Source organism: Sorangium sp. So ce1335, from assembly GCF_051521615.1.
In the GTDB taxonomy this organism is placed as follows: domain Bacteria; phylum Myxococcota_A; class Polyangia; order Polyangiales; family Polyangiaceae; genus Sorangium.
Map to the genome: position 1 here is coordinate 7,805,414 of NZ_CP150363.1, position 18,361 is coordinate 7,823,774.

Here is an 18,361-nt window from a genome sequence, read left to right on the forward strand (position 1 = left end):
GACAACGACACCGCGCGCCGGGGTTATTCCAGGATCTGCCGGGTCGGGCGACTCCACCCTGCTGGCGGCGACTCCACCCCGTTGGCGGCGCGATGAGCCTCGCTGGCCGCCGATACGCTTCGATGACGTGCCAGGGGCGGACGACGAGGGGCGGAGGCGACCCTATACAGGGGAGCCATGGGCCGCAAAGCTGGCCGTCCGAGCGCCGGGCCGCCTGCCGCGCCGAGCTCTCCTGCAGGGTCGCGAGGGGCGGGCTCGACAGCCAGGATCGCCGCGGCGATCCCAGCGTGCCTGTCGCGCGCCCGGGGCTCACCGCGCGAGGCGCAGCGACCGGAGGGGGCGCCATGAGCCGGGAGACCATCGCTCCAGGGACCTTGTTCCAGGGCCGCTATGAGCTCGTCTCCCTGGTCCGGAGAACCCGCGTTGCCGCCGTCTACGAAGGGCGGCAGATCGCGACCGGGCAGCCGATCCTCCTCACGGTCATCCACCGCGTCGGGGACGGGGTTCCCGCCGTCGTGGCGCGCCGCCGCGGCGCGCGCTTCCTGCGAGAGATGCGCTGCTGCGCGCGGCTCCAGCACCCCGGCATCGCGCGGCCCCTCGACGCCGGGCAGACGGACGAGGGAACCCTGTATGCCGCGTTCGAGCGTGTGCCAGGGCAGCGCCTGTCCGAGCTGCTGGCGCAGCAGGGCGCGCTCGAGCCGCACGAGGCACGGGGCCTGATGCGGCAGGTGCTCGACGCCCTCGCCTGCGCGCACCGGCAGGGCATGGTCCACGGAGACCTCAGGCCGGCCCACGTGATGATCGTGCCCTCCGGCGCACAGCGCAGCGCCCTGGTCCTCGACCTCGGCTTCGGCGCGATCGCCACGGGAGCGCGGGGCGACGAGGAGGGAGCGCCCGATTCCGGCCCCGAGCTCGTCGGCTCGCTGGCGTACGCGGCGCCCGAGCAGCGCCGGGGATACCCCCCGACGGCGCGCTCGGACGTGTACGCCTGGGGGCTCGTGTTCCTCGAGTGCCTGACAGGCAGCCGCGGGGGCCACGAGAGCTCACCGGGCGGCGGGCCTCTCCCGCCGGAGGGCCGTCTGCGCGTCCAGATCCCTCCCGCGCTGCTCGAGCACCCGCTCGGCGCCGTCCTCCGGCGGGCCATGATCGAGGATGTCACCGCGCGGACCGCCACGGCCGACGATCTCCTGTGCGCGCTCGACGCCTGCGAGGTGACCGGGCTCCGCCGGAACGACCTCATCCCGAGCGACACGCCGGGCGGCGCCGGAGCGAACGAAGACGAGACCGCCGTCCGCGCCCCGGCCGCCCCGGCAGGGGAAGGCACGGCGCGCGCTCCGCACGAGCAGGGCTCTTCCGCGGCGCTCAGCGAAGGGCGCGCATGCACGCTCCGGCTGGCCGAGGACACCGCCAGCCCCGGCGACGAGGGGCACGGCGCCGCGTCGCGCCGGGCCGGGGCGGCGGGGACGCCGGCAGAGCTCATCGACGACCGCGCTCCCGTGGATGTCGGCAGCACCCTCAAGCATTACGAGATCATCCGCAAGCTCGGTCAGGGCGGCATGGGGGTCGTGTTCCTCGCCCGCGACACGAAGCTCGGCCGCCTTGTCGCGATAAAGCTCCTCCTCCGGCACAGCGGGCGCTGGGTCAAGCGCCTCCTAGCCGAGGCGCGGGCCACCGCGCGCTGCCGGCACGAGAACGTCGTGGTCATCCACGAGGTCGATGAGATCCACGGATGCCCGTACATGGTGCTCGAGTACGTCAAGGGCTTCACGCTGCGACAATGGCTGACCCAGCGCGAGCAGCCAGGCGCGCCCGGATCGCCGGCCGCCCGCGCGTCGCCTCGCCAGATCGCGACCGGCGTCGCCATCGAGCTGATGCTCCCTGTCGTTCGCGCGCTGGTCTGCGCGCACGATCTCGGGATCGTGCACCGCGATCTCAAGCCGGAGAACATCCTCGTGGACGACACCGGCTGCATCAAGGTGCTCGATTTCGGCATCGCCAAGCGGCTCGACGCCCCCATCGTCCCCACGATGGAGCGCGCGCCCTCGGAGCGCGCCGGCGGCGCAGGTCGGCGCCGGCGAAGCGCGATCTCCGGCACGCTCCCCTACATGGCCCCCGAGCAGCTGCTGGGCGCGGACATCGATGCTCGCGCCGACCTCTGGGCGGTGGGCATCATGCTCCACGAGATGCTCACGGGCGAGCACCCGCTCGCCCCGTTCTCGCGCGCGCGGCTCTCGGAGATCGTGGACCTCGATGTGCCCATGCCGAGCCTCGACGCGAGGCGCCCGGATCTCGGCGCGCTCGGCGCCGTGGTCGACCGCTGCCTGAAGAAGCGCGTGGCCGAGCGCATGGGATCGGCCAGGGAGCTGCTCGCCGAGCTCGAGGCGCTCCTGCCCGGCGGGGGGACGCTCCAGCTACGCGAGGGCGAGAGCCCCTTCGCCGGCCTGTCGGCCTTCCAGGAGGCGGACGCCGCGCGCTTCTTCGGCCGCGATCGCGACATCGCCGCCGCGCTGGCGCGGCTGCGCAGCCAGCCGCTGCTCGCCGTGACCGGGCCCTCCGGGGCGGGCAAGTCGTCGTTCGTGCGCGCGGGCGTGATCCCTGCCCTGAAGCGCTCCAGCTACCGCTGGGAGGCGTTCGTCCTTCGCCCGGGGCGCCGTCCCCTGTCCGCGCTCGCCGATCTCGTGCAGGCCGTCGAGGCGGAGTCGACGACCGGCCCGGCGGGCGCGGCGATGGGCTCCCCGGCGCTCCCCGATCACGAAGAGCTCGTCGCCACCTTGCGCGCGCAGCCGGGTCACCTGGGCGCGCGGCTGCGGGCGCGCTGTCACCGCGAGGCGCGGGGGCGCCGTATCCTGCTCTTCGTCGACCAGTTCGAGGAGCTCTACACGCTCGGCGCGCCCCCGGAGGAGCGCGCCGCGTTCTTCGCCTGCCTGGAGGGCGCGGCCGACGACGCCTCGTCGCCCCTGCGCGTGCTGCTCGCCGTCCGCTCCGACTTCCTCGAGCGCGCGGCCGACGACCGGGGTTTCCTGGGCGCCGTGACCCGCGGCCTGTGGTTCTTGCCGCCGATCGGGCGCGAGGGCCTGCGCGGCGCCCTGACGCGGCCGCTCGAGGCGACCGGATACCGCTTCGAGACCGCGGAGATGGTCGAGCACATGCTGAGCGCGCTGGAGGGCACGCGGAGCCCCTTGCCGCTCCTGCAGTTCACGGCGACGGAGCTCTGGGAGGCGCGGGATCACGAGCGCCGGCTGCTCTCGCAGGAGAGCTATGCGCGCATCGGCGGCGTCGCCGGGGCCCTGTCGGCCCACGCGGACGCGGTGCTCTCGGCGCTCTCGGCGCGCGAGCAGCGGCTGGCCCGCGCGGTGCTGCTGCGCCTCGTCACGCCCGAGCGCACCCGCGCGGTGGTCGAGCTGGACGAGCTCCAGGAGCTGGCCCAGGGCGGCGACGGTGACGCGAGCGACGCGATCGCGCAGGTGGTCCAGCACCTGGCCGGCGCGCGGCTCCTGCTCATCGAGACAGGCGACGAGGCCGCAGGCGGCGGGCGCGGTCACACCACGGTGGAGCTTGTCCACGAGTCCTTGATCGAGCGGTGGCCGAAGCTCGGGCAGTGGCTCACCGAGAGCGAGCAGGACGCGCAGTTTTTGGCGCGGCTGCGCGCCGCGGCCGCGCAGTGGGAGGCGAGCGGCCGCGCCGAGGGTCTGCTCTGGCGCGACCGCGCGGCGGAGGACGCCAGGGCGTGGTACGAGCGCCGTCGCGCCGAGCAGGGAGCGGACGGGCGCGTCGCGCTCGGCAAGCGCGAGGAGCGTTATCTCCTGGCGGTCGCGGCGCTCGGCGAGCGCGCGCGCCGCCTGCGCCGGCGGCTCGCGACGGGCGTGGTCGCCACGCTCACCGCGGTCGCGGTCACGGTCTCGTTCCTGGCGGTCCGCGCCAGCCAGCAGGCCACGCGCGCCAACCAGCAAGCCATGCGCGCCGACCAGGAAGCGGCTCGCGTGCAGGTCGAGGCCCGGGAGGCGCGCAACGCCACCCGGATGGCGACGGCCCGCGAGATGCACGACGATCCCACGACCGTGCTCGCGATCTTGCGCGAGGTCGAGCCGCCCGACGTGCCGCGAGGGTGGTCCGCCCTCGCGCTCTCGGCGCTGTACGGCGGGGTCGCCCGCGCGGTGATCAGCCATCCGGATTTCGTCTTGCATGTGGGGTATCACCCCGACGGCAAGCACATCGTCACCACCTGCGCGGACACGATGGTCCGGGTGTGGAACGCCGATGGCACGGGCGAGCCCGTCGTCCTTCGTGGTCACGTCGACCGCGTCCACTCGGCGGTGTTCAGCCCTGACGGCAAGCGCGTGGTCAGCGCCTCGCAGGACAGGACTGCGCTGGTGTGGAACGCCGACGGCACGGGCGAGCCCATCGTGCTTCGCGGTCACGCCGACCGCGTCCACTCGGCGGTGTTCAGCCCTGACGGCAAGCGCGTGGTCAGCGCTTCGCAGGACAGGACCGCGCGGGTGTGGAACGCCGACGGCACGGGCGAGCCCATCGTCCTTCGCGGTCATGCCGAGGGTCTCCGCTCGGCGGCGTTTAGCCCTGACGGGAGGCGCATCGTCACCGCCTCGTATGACCGAACCGCGCGGGTGTGGAACGCCGACGGCACGGGCGAGCCCGTCGTCCTCCGTGGTCATGACAACGGGCTCGACTCGGCGGTGTTCAGCCCTGACGGCAAGCGCATTGTCACCGCGTCCGCTGACAAGACCGCACGGGTGTGGAACGCCGACGGTACGGGCGAGTCCCTCGTCCTTCACGGTCACGAGGCCGGGGTCAACTCGGCGGTGTTCAGCCCTGATGGGCGGCGCATCGTCACCGCCTCGTATGACCGGACCGCGCGGGTGTGGAACGCCGACGGCACGGGCGAGCCGATCGTGCTTCAGGGTCACGACGAGGGGCTCCACTCGGCGGTGTTCAGCCCTGACGGGAGGCGCATCGTCACGGCGTCGTACGACCGGACCGCGCGGGTGTGGAACGCCGACGGCACGAATGAGCTCAAGGTCCTCCTCGGTCACGAGGCGGAAGTGAACATGGCGACGTTCAGCCCCGACGGCAGGCGCATCGCCAGCGCATCCGGGGACAGGACCGTACGGGTGTGGAACGCCGATGGCAAAGGGAGATCCCTGGTCCTTCGTGGTCACCAGGCGGACGTCTTCGCGGCGGAGTTCAGCCCCGACGGCAGGCGCATCGCCAGCGCGTCAACGGACCGGACTGCGCGGGTGTGGAACGCCGATGGCACCGGAGAGCCCATCATCCTTCGTGGTCACGAGGCTCGGGTCTATTCAGCGTCGTTCAGCCCCGACGGCAGGCGCATCGTCACCGCGTCGGACGACACGACCGCGCGGGTGTGGAACGCCGATGGCACCGGAGAGCCCATCATCCTTCGTGGTCACGAGCTGGGGGTCGGGTGGGCGTCGTTCAGCCCCGAAGGCAGGCACATCGTCACGGCGTCGCATGACGGGACCGTGCGGGTGTGGAACGCCGATAGCACCGCAGCGTCCATCATCGTTGGTGGTCACGAGGATCAGATCTGGTCGGCGTTGTTCAGTCCCGACGGGATGCGCATCGTCACGGCGTCCGCGGACAGGACGGTGCGGGTGTGGAGCGTCGACGGCACCGGAGAGCCCTTGGTCCTCCGTCGTCACGAGTTCCAGGTCTTCTGGGCGGAGTTCAGCCCTGACGGCAAGCGCATCGCCACGGCGTCTGCAGACAAGACCGTGCGAATATGGAACGCCGACGGCACCGGCGAGCCCATGATCCTTCGGGGCTCCGACTCCGGGCTCAACTCCGTGTCCTTCAGCCCTGACGGCAGGCGTATCGTCACAGCATCCGACGACAAATCGGTGCGAGTTTGGCCCGTTATCGAGCCGCTCAGCGGAGTCGACGACCTGAAGCTGTGGGCGGCAACCACGTATTGTATGCCCGTCGAGAGGAGCATCGAGCTCCTTCGCCTGCCAGAAACCATGGCCCGCGCGAACCACGAGGCCTGCCGGCGTCGCGTCGAGCAGGCCCGCGCCGCTGTCCTGGAGTCCCAGCCGGGCCTGGAGAGCCCCTCGAGCGGCTCCACCCGGCACTGACCCGCAACACGGACCCGCGGCGCGGAGCGGGCAGACGCCCGTATCGTCCGAGATGGCCATGCTCTGCACATCAAGGTAGTCATTCCCTGGTGTAGTCCTGAATGCATCGAGGTTGAGGTTCTCGACGTTCCACGCCCGGCTCGGATTCTTCATGCCTTCGTACTGGCCGGATAGTCATGAGCGATGCGATAGAGCGCCTGACCGCCGGGCTCCTGCGAGCGGGACGCCCCGGAAGGTCGGACGGTGGCTGGAGCGCCATCGCCGGGGGCGAGCGCGGTGTCCAGCCCGCGCGATGCGCGCTGCGCGCGAGGTGGAGGAATGATTTGGCGCGGTCTGGCGGCGTGGGGGAACAGCTACCCCACGGTGGGCTTCAGCAGCGCCTCGCCGCCCGGCGCCCCCGGCGCCGCGCCCGCGCCGTCGTCGCCGCCATCCCCGCCGTCCCCCCCGCCCGCGTTGTTCTTCCCCGCCCCCGGCTTGCGCCCGCCGCCCCGCGCGAACAGCGACGGTGCGATCGCGTCGGCGTCGCCCTCGTTCCAGCGCAGGTACGACGCCGCCCGGCGGCACGCGTCGTAGGCGTTGACGAGCAGCGTGAACGCCCGCGCGCGCCGCTCGGCCGCGTCGCCCGCCTTCGGCGCCGGCAGGCCCGGCTGCTGGCGGGCCCCGAGCGCCACGAGCAGCTCGGGCCCGAGCCGCGAGGCGCGCTCGACGTCGTCCCACTCGACCGTCGTCCTGTTCTTCACGGCGTCCCAGACGTCGCCGAACAGCGCCGCGAGCGCCACGAGGTCGTTGGCGGTGTCGAGGTGCCCGTGACCCCTGCGGATCTCGGCCACCCGCTGCGCGTCGACGATCCCCTTGTGGGCCAGCGCTTCCGCGGCGACGAGCAGGTCCTCGCGCAGCGGCGCGGCCTCCTCGAGCAGCCCTTTGAGCGCGTCCTGCCCGCCCGAGGCGGGCAGCGCGAGCAGGTGCGCGTACCAGGCGGCGAGCGCATACGTCTGGAGCTTGTCGAGCTGGCTCAAGGGGTGCTTGGGGAGCTCTTCCACGAACCGCGGGCGCAGCGCCTGGAGGTGCGGGACGGCCCCGATGGCCACGGAGACGGCGCGGGGGACATCGACGTTGATGGGCACCACCTCGCGGACGTCGTCGAGCTCGGGCTCGACGAGCGCAAACGCCTTGGCCGCCTCGCTCGGCGCACCGGGCTTGGCCGGGGACGACTTCTTCGTGTTCGGCTTGGATCTCGGCATCGGCTTCTCCCTCGCAATGTGAGCGGGCCCCGTCGGTGCCGTGATGAAGAACGGAGACGGGGAAGTTCGCGATCGCCCTCGGGCGACGGCGCCGCGAGGAGTCAACAGCCGTGCCAGCACGGCAGGCGAGCTGTCGATGCGCGGCGGCTGAGGCCGGAACCGCGCGGCGCCGCCGGGAGGCTCGCGCGCGGAGAGGCCGTGGTGCGCGACGCGCCTTGCGCCGGCCCGCAAGCGGTTGCGCGCAACGGGTTGCGGCCGCACGAAACCGCGCGCCCTCGACCGGAGGCAGCCGTGAGGGGGCGGTCGAATCGCCCGGGGAGGTGCGATCGGGGTCGGGGAGGACCGGTTCAACCGCCCCTCGGGCATCGATCTCGGTCGGGGAGGACCGGTTCAACCGCCCCCCAGGCATCGATCTCGGTCGGGAAGGACCGGTTCAACCGCCCCGCGGCATCGATCTCGCTCGGGGGTGGCCGGTTCAACCGCCCCCCAGGCATCGATCTCGGTCGGGAAGGACCGGTTCAACCGCCCCGCGGCATCGATCTCGCTCGGGGGTGGCGGTTCAACCGCCCCCCGGGCATCGATCTCGGTCCTCGCGCGCGGTCCAACCGCCTCCTGGCACCGATCTCGGTCGTCGCGGGCGGTCGAAGCCAGCGCGCGCCGGGCGAGTCGTCCATGCCGTGCCACGCGAACAGCCGCGCCGGGGCTCTGCGAGGAGCCCCCGCGCCTCGCGAGGCCGCCTCCCGCCATGGTGCCGCCACCCGCCCGACGCCGCGTCTCACCCGGAAATCCCCTGGTTTTGGCCTCCTGACTCCCTGGTACGCGATCTGCCGTGGGCGCCCCGCATGGGAGACGCCGACATCACCTTGCGCCACCTCGCCCGCAGGCGCCCCGAGGACCTTGTGCGCGCCTTCGTCCCCGAGGGCCACCCCGTCGAGGTCCTCGGCTGGGTCGACAGTCAGGTCACGAGCATCGAGCGCCGCCTCGACAAGGCCCTTCGGCTCCGCGTCGACGGCGAGCCGCGCGTGCTCCACGTCGAGTTCTGCTTCGCGCTCCGCGACGACGTCCCGGATCGCGTCTTCGAGTACATCGGCTTTCTGTTCGCCGCGCTCCGCCGCGAAGACCCCGGCGCGCCGGTGCCGCCGATCGAGAGCGTCGCCGTGGTCCTCTCCGGTCCCAAACGGCGCTTGCCGATAACGGGTAAGCGCCGCATCGCCTGGCCGGGGCGGCCGTTCAGCGGCGTGCACTTCCGCGTCGACGCCGTCTACCAGCGCACCATCGGCGAGCTGCGGGCGCGCGGCAGCGTCCTCTGGCTGGTGTTCGCCCCGCTCGCCCGCGACGCGACCGCCGCGGCGCTGCGGGAGATCGTCGCCGAGATCCACACCCGGGCAGCCAGCGCCGAGGAACGGGCCGAGCTGTACACGGCGCTGCTGGTGATGGCGACCGTCGATCCCTGGCGGCATACTCTGTGGAAGGAGCTCGTGACCATGGTGGAGGACAAGGAAGAGGGGCTGCTCCGGCGCACGCCGATCATCGGGGAGATGATCATCGAGGCCGAGCAGCGCGGGGAGCAGCGCGGGAAGCAACAGGCGATCGTGGAGCTACTCGGTCGTCTCTTCACGCGACGGCTCGGACGGCGACCGACCGCAGAAGAGGAGCGCTCGATCGCCGAGCGAGCCCGCGCGCTCGGTCCCGGCGAGGTCGAGGATGCCTTGCTCGATCTCGACCGCGAGGCGCTGACTCGCTGGCTCGCGGAGCCGATTCGCCCCTCGTGAGCTCCCGCTGGCGGATGGCGCTCACACGCGCCTGACCGCCGGAGCGACCCGACCCAGGTGGGCCGCCCGTGCCGCGCCCCGCGCGCTGCCGCCCGGACCCCCCAGGGCTCCTCGCGGAGCCCCCGCGCATCGCGAGGCCGCCACCCGCCATGGCGCCGCCACCTGCCCGATGCCGCGTCTCACCCGGAAATCCCCTGGTTTTGGCCTCCTGACTCCCTGGTACGCGATCTGCCGTGGGCGCCCGGCATGGGAGACGCCGACATCACCTTGCGCCACCTCGCCCGCAGGCGCCCCGAGGACCTTGTGCGCGCCTTCGTCCCCGAGGGCCACCCCGTCGAGGTCCTCGGCTGGGTCGACAGCCAGGTCACGAGCATCGAGCGCCGCCTCGACAAGGCCCTGCGCCTGCGCGTCGACGGCGAGCCGCGCGTGCTCCACGTCGAGTTCTGCTTCGCGCTCCGCGACGACGTCCCGGATCGCGTCTTCGAGTACATCGGCTTCCTGTTCGCCGCGCTCCGCATCGAAGCCCCCGGCGCGCCCGTGCCGCCGATCGAGAGCGTCGCCGTGGTCCTCTCCGGTCCCAAACGGCGCTTGCCGGCGACGGGTAAGCGCCGTATCGCCTGGCCGGGGCGGCCATTCAGCGGCGTGCACTTCCGCGTCGACGCCGTCTACCAGCGCACCATCGGCGAGCTGCGGGCGCGCGGCAGCGTCCTCTGGCTGGTGTTCGCCCCGCTCGCCCGTGACGCGACCGCGGCGGCGCTGCGGGAGATTGTCGCCGAGATCGACGCGGGCGCAGCGAGCGCCGAGGAACGGGCCGAGCTGTACACGGCGCTGCTGGTGATGGCGGCCATCGACCCCTGGGGGCATACTCTGTGGAAGGAGCTGGTCATCATGGTCGAGGACAAGGAAGAAGGGCTGCTCCGGCGCACGCCGATCATCGGGGAGATGATCATCGAGGCCGAGCAACGAGGGGAACAGAAGGCGATCGCAGAGTTGCTCGGCCGCCTCTTCGCACGGCGGCTCGGGCGACGACCGACCGTGGAAGAGGAGCGCTCGATCGTCGAGCGAGCCCGCGCGCTCGGTCCAGGCGAGGTCGAGGATGCCTTGCTCGATCTCGACCGCGAGGCGCTGACTCGCTGGCTCGCGGAGCCGATTCGCCCCTCGTGAGCTCCCGCTGGCGGATGGCGCTCACACGCGCCTGACCGCCGGAGCGACGCAACCCAGGTTGGCCGCCCTTGGCGCGCCACGCGCGTTGCCGCCTGGGCCCCTCCCAGGGCTCCTCGCGGAGCCCCCGCGCATCGCGAGGCCGCCATCCGCCATGGCGCCGCCACCTGCCCCACACCGCGTCTCACCCGGAAATCCACTGATCTTGGTCTCCTGATCCCCTGGCACGCGATCTGCCGTGGGCGCCTCCCATGGGAGACGCCGACATCACCTTGCGCCACCTCGCCCGCAGGCGCCCCGAGGACCTTGTGCGCGCCTTCGTCCCCGAGGGCCACCCCGTCGAGGTCCTCGGCTGGGTCGACAGCCAGCTCACGAGCATCGAGCGCCGCCTCGACAAGGCCCTCCGCCTGCGCGTCGACGACGAGCCGCGCGTGCTCCACGTCGAGTTCTGCTTCGCGCTCCGCGACGACGTCCCGGATCGCGTCTTCGAGTACATCGGCTTCCTGTTCGCCGCGCTCCGCATCGAAGCCCCCGGCGCGCCCGTGCCGCCGATCGAGAGCGTCGCCGTGGTCCTCTCCGGTCCCAAACGGCGCTTGCCGGCGACGGGTAAGCGCCGTATCGCCTGGCCGGGGCGGCCATTCAGCGGCGTGCACTTCCGCGTCGACGCCGTCTACCAGCGCACCATCGGCGAGCTGCGGGCACGCGGCAGCGTCCTCTGGCAGGTGTTCGCCCCGCTCGCCCGCGACGCGACCGCCGCGGCGCTTCGGGAGATCGTCGCGGAGATCGACGCAAGCGCAGCGAGCGCCGAGGAACGGGCCGAGCTGTACACGGCCCTGCTGGTGATGGCGACCGTCGATCCCTGGGGGCATACTCTGTGGAAGGAGCTGGTCATCATGGTCGAGGACAAGGAAGAGGGGCTGCTCCGGCGCACGCCGATCATCGGAGAGATGATCATCGAGGCCGAGCGACGAGGGGAGCAACGAGGCGAGGAGCGCGGGAAGCAACAGGCCATCGCGGAGCTGCTCGGTCGTCTCCTCGCGCGACGGATCGGGCGACGACCCACCGCAGAAGAGGAGCGCTCCATCGTCGAGCGAGCCCGCGCGCTCGGGCCCGGCGAGGTCGAGGATGCCTTGCTCGATCTCGACCGCGAGACGCTGGTTCGCTGGCTCGCGGAGCCGATTCGCCCCTCGTGAGCTCCCGTCGCGGGTGGCGCTCACGCGCGCTGCCGCCCGGCCCTCCCAGGGCTCCTCGAGGAGCCCGCGCCCCCCGAGGCCGCCACCCGCCATGGCGCCGCCACCTGCCCCACGCCGCGTCTCACCCGGAAATCCCCTGGTTTTGGCCTCCTCATTCCCTGGTACACGATCTGCCGTGGGCGCCGCCCATGGGAGACGCCGACATCACCTTGCGCCACCTCGCCCGCAGGCGCCCCGAGGACCTTGTGCGCGCCTTCGTCCCCGAGGGCCACCCCGTCGAGGTCCTCGGCTGGGTCGACAGCCAGGTCACGAGCATCGAGCGCCGCCTCGACAAGGCCCTGCGCCTGCGCGTCGACGGCGAGCCGCGCGTGCTCCACGTCGAGTTCTGCTTCGCGCTCCGCGACGATGTCCCGGATCGCGTCTTCGAGTACATCGGCTTCCTCTTCGCCGCGCTCCGCATCGAAGCCCCCGGCGCGCCGGTGCCGCCGATCGAGAGCGTCGCCGTGGTACTCTCCGGGCCCAAACGGCGCTTGCCGGCGACGGGTAAGCGCCGTATCGCCTGGCCGGGGCGGCCATTCAGCGGCGTGCACTTCCGCGTCGACGCCGTTTACCAGCGCACCATCGGCGAGCTGCGGGCGCGCGGCAGCGTGCTCTGGCTGGTGTTCGCCCCGCTCGCCCGCGACGCGACCGCCACGGCGCTGCGGGAGATCATCGCCGAGATCCACGCCCGGGCAGCCAGCGCCGAGGAACGGGCCGAGCTGTACACGGCGCTGCTGGTGATGGCGACCGTCGATCCCTGGGGGCATCCTCTGTGGAAGGAGCTGGTCATCATGGTCGAGGACAAGGAAGAGGGGCTGCTCCGGCGCACGCCGATCATCGGGGAGATGATCATCGAGGCCGAGCGACGAGGCGAGGAACGAGGGGAACAGCGCGGGGAGGAACGAGGCGAGGAGCGCGGGAAGCAAAAGGCTATCGCGGAGCTACTCGGCCGCCTCTTCGCGCGACGGATCGGGCGACAACCCACCGCAGAAGAGGAGCGCGCGATCGTCGAGCGCGCCCGCGCGCTCGGTCCCGGCGAGGTAGAGGATGCCTTGCTCGATCTCGACCGCGAGGCGCTGACTCGCTGGCTCGCGGAGCCGATTCGCCCCTCGTGAGCTCCCGCTCGCGGATGGCGCTCACGGACGCGTGACCGCTGACGTGCGCTGGGATGTGCAGCCATCGAACCTGGTGCGGGCCGGGAGCAAGGCCCGGCCAACCGCCACCAGGCATCGGCTCCCCGGGGGCCGAGCTCACGGCATGACGTAGCAGACGTCGAGCCAGGGGCGGTCGCCGGCGCTCGGGTGCTCGCGCGAGCGATATGACGTCTTCCCGGTGAGCGCCTGCTCGAGGAGGAAGCCGTGGTTGTCGTGGGCGCCGTCGACCCAGGCCTGCACGAGCTCGGTCAGGTCGACCGTCACCGCGTCGCTCCCGGCGCCGGCGAGCGTCGCCTCCACGTGCTCATCGTAGCTCGCGGCGAAGCTCTGCCACGTGACGGTCTGCTCGTCCCACGGGGCGGTGATCCGGTGCGCCAGGACGATCTGCTCTCCGGAGCTGAACGCGCGCGCGCCGAACCGGGCCGAGACGACGCTGGCTCCCCCGGGGATCGCGTCGAGCGAGAAGCGGAACAGCGCCTGCTTTTCGGCTCCGCCGGCGAGGCCCGACGCGATGTAGTTGCTGCGGCCATCGTTGTGGCGGGGATGAGCCTCCCAGATCACGGCATCGGCGACCTCGCCGGCATCGCCAGGCTGCACGGTGACGCACGCCGTCTCGCACGCGCCTTGCGCCTCGCACGCCGGGCCGCCGCCGCTGGCGCCGCCGTCGCTGCCGCCGCCGCTGGCGCCGCCGCCGCCGCCGCTGCCGCTGCCGCCGCCGCCGCTGCCGCCGCCGCCGCTGCCGCCGCTGCCGCCGCTGCCTCCCTCGCCGCCGCTGCCGCCGCCGCTGCCTCCCTCGCCGCCGCCGCTGCCTCCCTCGCCGCCGCCGCTGCCTCCCTCGCCGCCGCCGCTGGCGCCGCTGCCGCTACCATCACCGCCTCCACCGCTGTTCCCGCTGCCGCCGCTGCCTCCCTCTCCACCACTACCCTCGCCGTCCGCGAAGGCGACGATGAACGTGTTCGGACTGCCGGTCTCCGCGCCGCCGGGAACGTAGGGTTGGGCGAGCGCGTGCGCCTCGGCGCCCACGGCGGAGAGCGCCTCCAGCGCGTCTGCCTCGGTCCCCGCCGCGCCGTAGAACACCCGGAACGACCGGGCGCCGCCAGGCTCCAGCGTGCCGAAGTCGAAGTCGAAGGTCGAGCCCAGCTCTTCGGGCCCCACGTCGACCACCGGCCCTGGACGGTGCATCGTCATCCGGGAGAGATCGCCTCCAATGTAGGGATACGCATCGGTGCGGATGAGCGTGGAGGACGTCCCAGGGTCGATCGTGACAAACTGCGTGGACGGGATGGCCGCCGGCTCGACGGACCACACCAGGGTGCGCCGGTACAGCAGATTCACCGGGCTCGCGCCGATGTTCTCCACCCGGACAGCGATCTCGTAGAGCGCGGGCGTGCGCTCCGACGGGCGGAACTCGTGCGTGACGAGGAAGGTCGAGCCGAAGCGCACGGTCGAGACCGCGGTGGTCGGTGTGGCCTCGAAGCGTTCCATCGAGAGCTGGAGCGGCGGCTCGAATCCGGCATTGTAGCTCGCCGTGAAGCCGCGCGCCCCGGAGTCGCCGTCCGCTACGCCCCAGCCCTCGTACCCGAGCTCGGCGTACATCGCGTTGTTGCCCGTGGGGAGATAACGAAGGCCGACCTCTCTCTCTCCCCACACCCCCGTCCATTCGCGCGCGCGGAACCCGACGTTCCCCGCGCAGCTCACCCCGACCTGCACGACCCCGTTGTCGATGGCGGCGCCGCAGATCGGATCGCACGCATCGCCGACCCCATCGCCGTCGACGTCGTGCTGGTCGATGTTGCGCACCTCCGGGCAGTTGTCGTCGCCATCGCAAACGCCGTCGCCATCCCGGTCGCTGCCCCCTCCGGCCACGCAGGCGTCGCACGCGTCGCCGATGCCGTTCCCGTCAGCGTCCGCCTGGTCGGGGTCCGCGAGGAACGGGCAGATGTCGCACGCCTCCGGGACTCCATCCCCGTCGTCGTCCGCCTGGTCCGGGTTCCAGCCCGTGGGGCAGTTGTCGTGCTCGTGGCAAACCCCATCGCCGTCGCCGTCGCTGGTGCCCGGCCCGGCGCAGGCGTCGCAAGCGTCGCCGAAGCCGTCGCCGTCGCTGTCTTCCTGACCGGGGTTGGCAACATAGAGACAGTTGTCCGCGTCGTCGCAGAGCTCGTCCATGTCGCCATTCGAAGAGCCTGTCCGCCAGCACGTGTCGCACGCGTCGCCGGGGCCCATCCAGTCGGCGTTCGCCTGGTCGGGGTTCGCCACGTCGGGACAATTGTCGCAGAGATCGGCGAAGCCATCCCCATCGGTGTCCTCCTGGCCCGGGTTGTAGGTGTCCGGCCCGCCCGGATACGCCTCTTGAGAGCAGTTGTCGACGCCGTTGCAGACGCCATCGCCGTCCTCATCCGAGGCCCCGACCCCGGCGCAGCGATCGCACGCGTCGCCGGCGCCGTCGCCATCGGCGTCGCCCTGCCGCGGGTTGGGGCTCCCTGGGCAGTTGTCGATGTCGTCGCAGACCTCGTCGCGATCGTGATCCGATGAGTCCCAGCAGAGATCGCACGCATCCCCCTGGCCGTTTCCGTTGAAGTCCGCCTGACCGGGGTTCGGCGCGCCCGGGCAGTTGTCGCAGGCGTCGGCGCGGCCGTCGCCGTCCGTGTCTTCCTGCCCCGGGTTGTAGCGATCGCAGTTGTCGACCTCGTCGCAGGCACCGTCGCCGTCCCAGTCCCTGGCCCCGACGCCAGCGCACTGGTCGCACGCATCGCCGTGCCCGTCGCCGTCCGTGTCCTCCTGCCCCGGGTTGGGCGCACCCGAGGAGGGGCAGTTGTCCACCTCATCGCAGATGCCATCGCCATCGAGATCGCTGGTCCCCGGGCCCGCGCAGGGGTCGCAGGCGTCACCGACGCCGTCGCCGTCCGTGTCCTCCTGCCCGGGATTGGGGAAGTACAAGGGGCAGTTGTCGGACTCATCGCAGATCCCATCGCCATCGAGGTCGTTGGTCCCCGGGCCCGCGCAGCGATCGCACGAATCGCCGTGGCCGTCTCCGTCGGCGTCCTCCTGGCCAGGGTTCGGGGCCGAGGCGCAGTTGTCGTGCTCATCGCAGATCCCGTCGGCGTCGTGGTCCTGAGCCCCCGGTCCAGCGCACCAGTCGCAGGCGTCGCCGTGGCCGTCCCCGTCGGCGTCCTCCTGGCCAGGGTTCCCGGGCCAGACGCAGTTGTCCGTGTCGTCGCAGATGCCGTCGCGATCCTCGTCCCGCGATCCGGCGGCCCAGCAGGCGTCGCACGCGTCGCCGATGCTGTTCCAGTCGGCGTCGGCCTGGTCGGGGTTCGGCGCGCCAGGGCAGTTGTCGCAGAGGTCGCCGTGGCCGTCCCCGTCCGCGTCCTCCTGACCCGGGTTCGTCACGAGGGGGCAGCTATCCGCCTCGTCGCAAGCGCCGTCGCGGTCATGGTCCCGCGATCCGGCGGCCCAGCAGGCGTCGCACGCGTCGCCGATGCCGTTCCAGTCGGCGTCGGCCTGGTCGGGGTTCGGCACGGCGGGGCAGTTGTCGCAGAGGTCGCCGTGGCCGTCCCCGTCCGCGTCCTCCTGGCCCGGGTACTGCGACCCGTAATGAGGGCAGTTGTCCGCGTCGTCGCAGAGGCCGTCGCCGTCCGAATCGCGGTCTCCCCTGCCAGCGCAGGTGTCGCACGCGTCGCCGTGGCCGTCGCCGTCGCCGTCCTCCTGGCCCGGATTGGAGGGCCAGACGCAGTTGTCCACGGCATCGCAGACGGCATCTCCGTCGCGGTCACGGTCCGGCGTGCCGGCGCAGGCGCCCGCCTGACAGCCGTCATCCAGGGTGCAGGGGTCGCCGTCGTCGCACGCCGTGCCGCCGGGGACGAGCGCGTCGATGCAGGCGCCGGACGTGGGATCGCAGGCCCCGACGAGACAGCCGCTCTGCCCGGCGCAGACGACCGGATCCGCGCCCACGCAGGCGCCCGCCTGGCAGGCGTCGGTCCGGGTGCAGGCGTCTCCGTCGTCGCACGCCGCGCCGTCGCCCAGCGGCGCGCCGGCGCAGGTGCCCGCCTGGCAGGCGTCGGCCCCCGTGCAGGCGTTGCCGTCGTCGCAGGCGGTGCCGTCGCCCAGCGGCGCGCCGGCGCAGGTGCCCGCCTGACACGCGTCGGCCCCGGTGCAGGCGTTGCCGTCGTCGCAGGTCGTGCCGGTGAGCGGTGAGCAGTAGCCGTCCCGCCCCCCACCGGCGGCGACCGAGCAGGCCTTGCACTCTCCTTCGCAGGCCGTGTTGCAGCAGAAGCCGTCGACGCAGAAGCCGTTGTCGCACTCCGCCGCGGCGCTGCAGCGATCGCCGGGCACGCCCTCCGCCGTGTAGAACGCGGCGGAGGCGGTCGCTAGCGGGCCGACGTTGGACGAGCCTTCGCCGCGGCGGTCGTACCCTCCCGCGAGGAGGACCCTGCCGTCGAGGAGCGGCGTCACCGTGTGGTAGGCACGCACCCCGCGCCTCGCTTCCGGGCTCCAGCCTCCCGTCGCCGGGTCGTACGTCCGGGCGCCGTGGAAGACGGCGATATCCTCGCCCACGCAGTCCACGTACCGGAAATCGAAGCAGTACGCGTCCAGCAGCTCGTACCCCCCCGTCACGAGGACGCGGCCGTTCGGGAGCAGCGCGGCGCGGTGGCCGTCGATGCCCATGCTCGCGTAGTCTCCCGGTGGGGGAGGGAGCGGCAGGCCCGGCGCCGCGGTCCAGGTGCCCGTCGCGGGGTCGTAGACCTGGGCGCGCTCGCCCCCGCCCGTCCCGCCCCAGCCGCCCGTATCCACGTCGCCGGTGACGAGCACCTTGCCGTCAGGGAGCCGCGTGGCCTCGCTCGCGTGGCGGCCGTCGACCATGGGCGCCGTGGTGGACCAGGTGCCCGTCGCGGGGTCGTAGACCTCGGCGGAGCCTCCGCCGGCCACGAGCACCTTGCCGTCGTCCAGCAGCACGGCAGCGTGGCCTCCGCGCGGACTTCGCATCGAGCTCGCGGGGCTCCACGCGCCGGTCGCCGGGTCGTAGATCTCGCACGTGGCCAGGAGGCCATCGCCGTAGGGGGCGACTCGCCCCCCGGCGACGAGGACCCTGCCGTCCGCGAGCCGGGTGGCCGTGTGCCCGACGCGGCGGTCCCCCATCGGCGCGACGGGCGTCCAGACGTTCGCCGCCGGATCGTACAGCTCGGCGGCGGCGAGCACGTCGTGCTGCGTCCACCTCTTCATTCCCCCGATGACGAGGACCCGGCCGTCGGTGAGCAGCGTCGCGGTGTGGCGGCTGCGCAGCGTGCCCATCGACGCCGCGGGCGTCCAGAGCTCCGTCGCGGGATCGTAGAGCTCCGCGGACGCGTGGGGACCCGTGAGGGAGCTCCCGCCCTCGTCGAGCTGGCCTCCGGCGACGAGGACCCGGCCGTCGAGGAGCCGCGTCGCCGTGTGCCTCGCGCGCGCGACGCCCATCGAGCTCGTCGGCAGCGGGAGCTCGGCCTGCTGCGTGTCCTCGCGAGCGCCGCGCTCGGGATCCGCGCCGGCGCAGCCCGCGACGATCGCGAGGCTCATCAGCAAGAGCGTGACGAGCGCGGCGCGCTCCGCGCGGACGAAAGCCCGGCCGCCGGGCTGCCCGTGCGGCGCGCGGGCTCGCCTTGAATGGGAATCCATCGTCTCGACCTCCGAGGCCCGGAGAGACCCGTGCATCCACCG

At 72.8% G+C, this 18,361-nt stretch carries 7 protein-coding genes; 5 read left to right on the plus strand and 2 right to left on the minus strand.

The window, feature by feature from the left end; all coding sequences use genetic code 11:
- Positions 1–344: 344 nt before the first annotated feature.
- Positions 345–6,110, plus strand: coding sequence for an nSTAND1 domain-containing NTPase (locus WMF24_RS28750; RefSeq protein ID WP_437730605.1), 5,766 nt, complete (start codon positions 345–347; stop codon positions 6,108–6,110).
- Between the two features lie 353 nt (positions 6,111–6,463).
- On the opposite strand, the gene WMF24_RS28755 is transcribed toward WMF24_RS28750, so the two are convergent.
- Entirely contained in the window at positions 6,464–7,351 is an 888-nt protein-coding gene (locus tag WMF24_RS28755) for a hypothetical protein (protein ID WP_437730606.1), read from the minus strand.
- Between the two features lie 842 nt (positions 7,352–8,193).
- Between WMF24_RS28755 and WMF24_RS28760 the strand changes: the two genes are divergently transcribed.
- From WMF24_RS28760 to WMF24_RS28775, 4 genes are all read left to right on the plus strand, one after another.
- Complete coding sequence (locus WMF24_RS28760) at positions 8,194–9,123, plus strand: hypothetical protein (protein WP_437730607.1); 930 nt, start codon at positions 8,194–8,196, stop codon at positions 9,121–9,123.
- 246 nt (positions 9,124–9,369) lie between these two features.
- Positions 9,370–10,287, plus strand: a complete 918-nt coding sequence (locus tag WMF24_RS28765) for a hypothetical protein (RefSeq protein WP_437730608.1) — start codon at positions 9,370–9,372, stop codon at positions 10,285–10,287.
- A 248-nt stretch (positions 10,288–10,535) separates the two neighbouring features.
- Positions 10,536–11,477 (plus strand): hypothetical protein, encoded by a 942-nt coding sequence (locus tag WMF24_RS28770; RefSeq protein ID WP_437730609.1) that lies wholly within the window; start codon positions 10,536–10,538, stop codon positions 11,475–11,477.
- Between the two features lie 188 nt (positions 11,478–11,665).
- Complete coding sequence (locus WMF24_RS28775) at positions 11,666–12,631, plus strand: hypothetical protein (protein ID WP_437730610.1); 966 nt, start codon at positions 11,666–11,668, stop codon at positions 12,629–12,631.
- A gap of 135 nt (positions 12,632–12,766) precedes the next feature.
- Here WMF24_RS28775 and WMF24_RS28780 read toward each other — a convergent pair whose 3' ends face one another.
- Positions 12,767–18,319 carry a thrombospondin type 3 repeat-containing protein gene (locus WMF24_RS28780; protein ID WP_437730611.1) on the minus strand — a complete coding sequence of 1,851 codons (5,553 nt, stop codon included), beginning with the start codon at positions 18,317–18,319 and terminating at the stop codon, positions 12,767–12,769.
- Between the last annotated feature and the right edge of the window lie 42 nt (positions 18,320–18,361).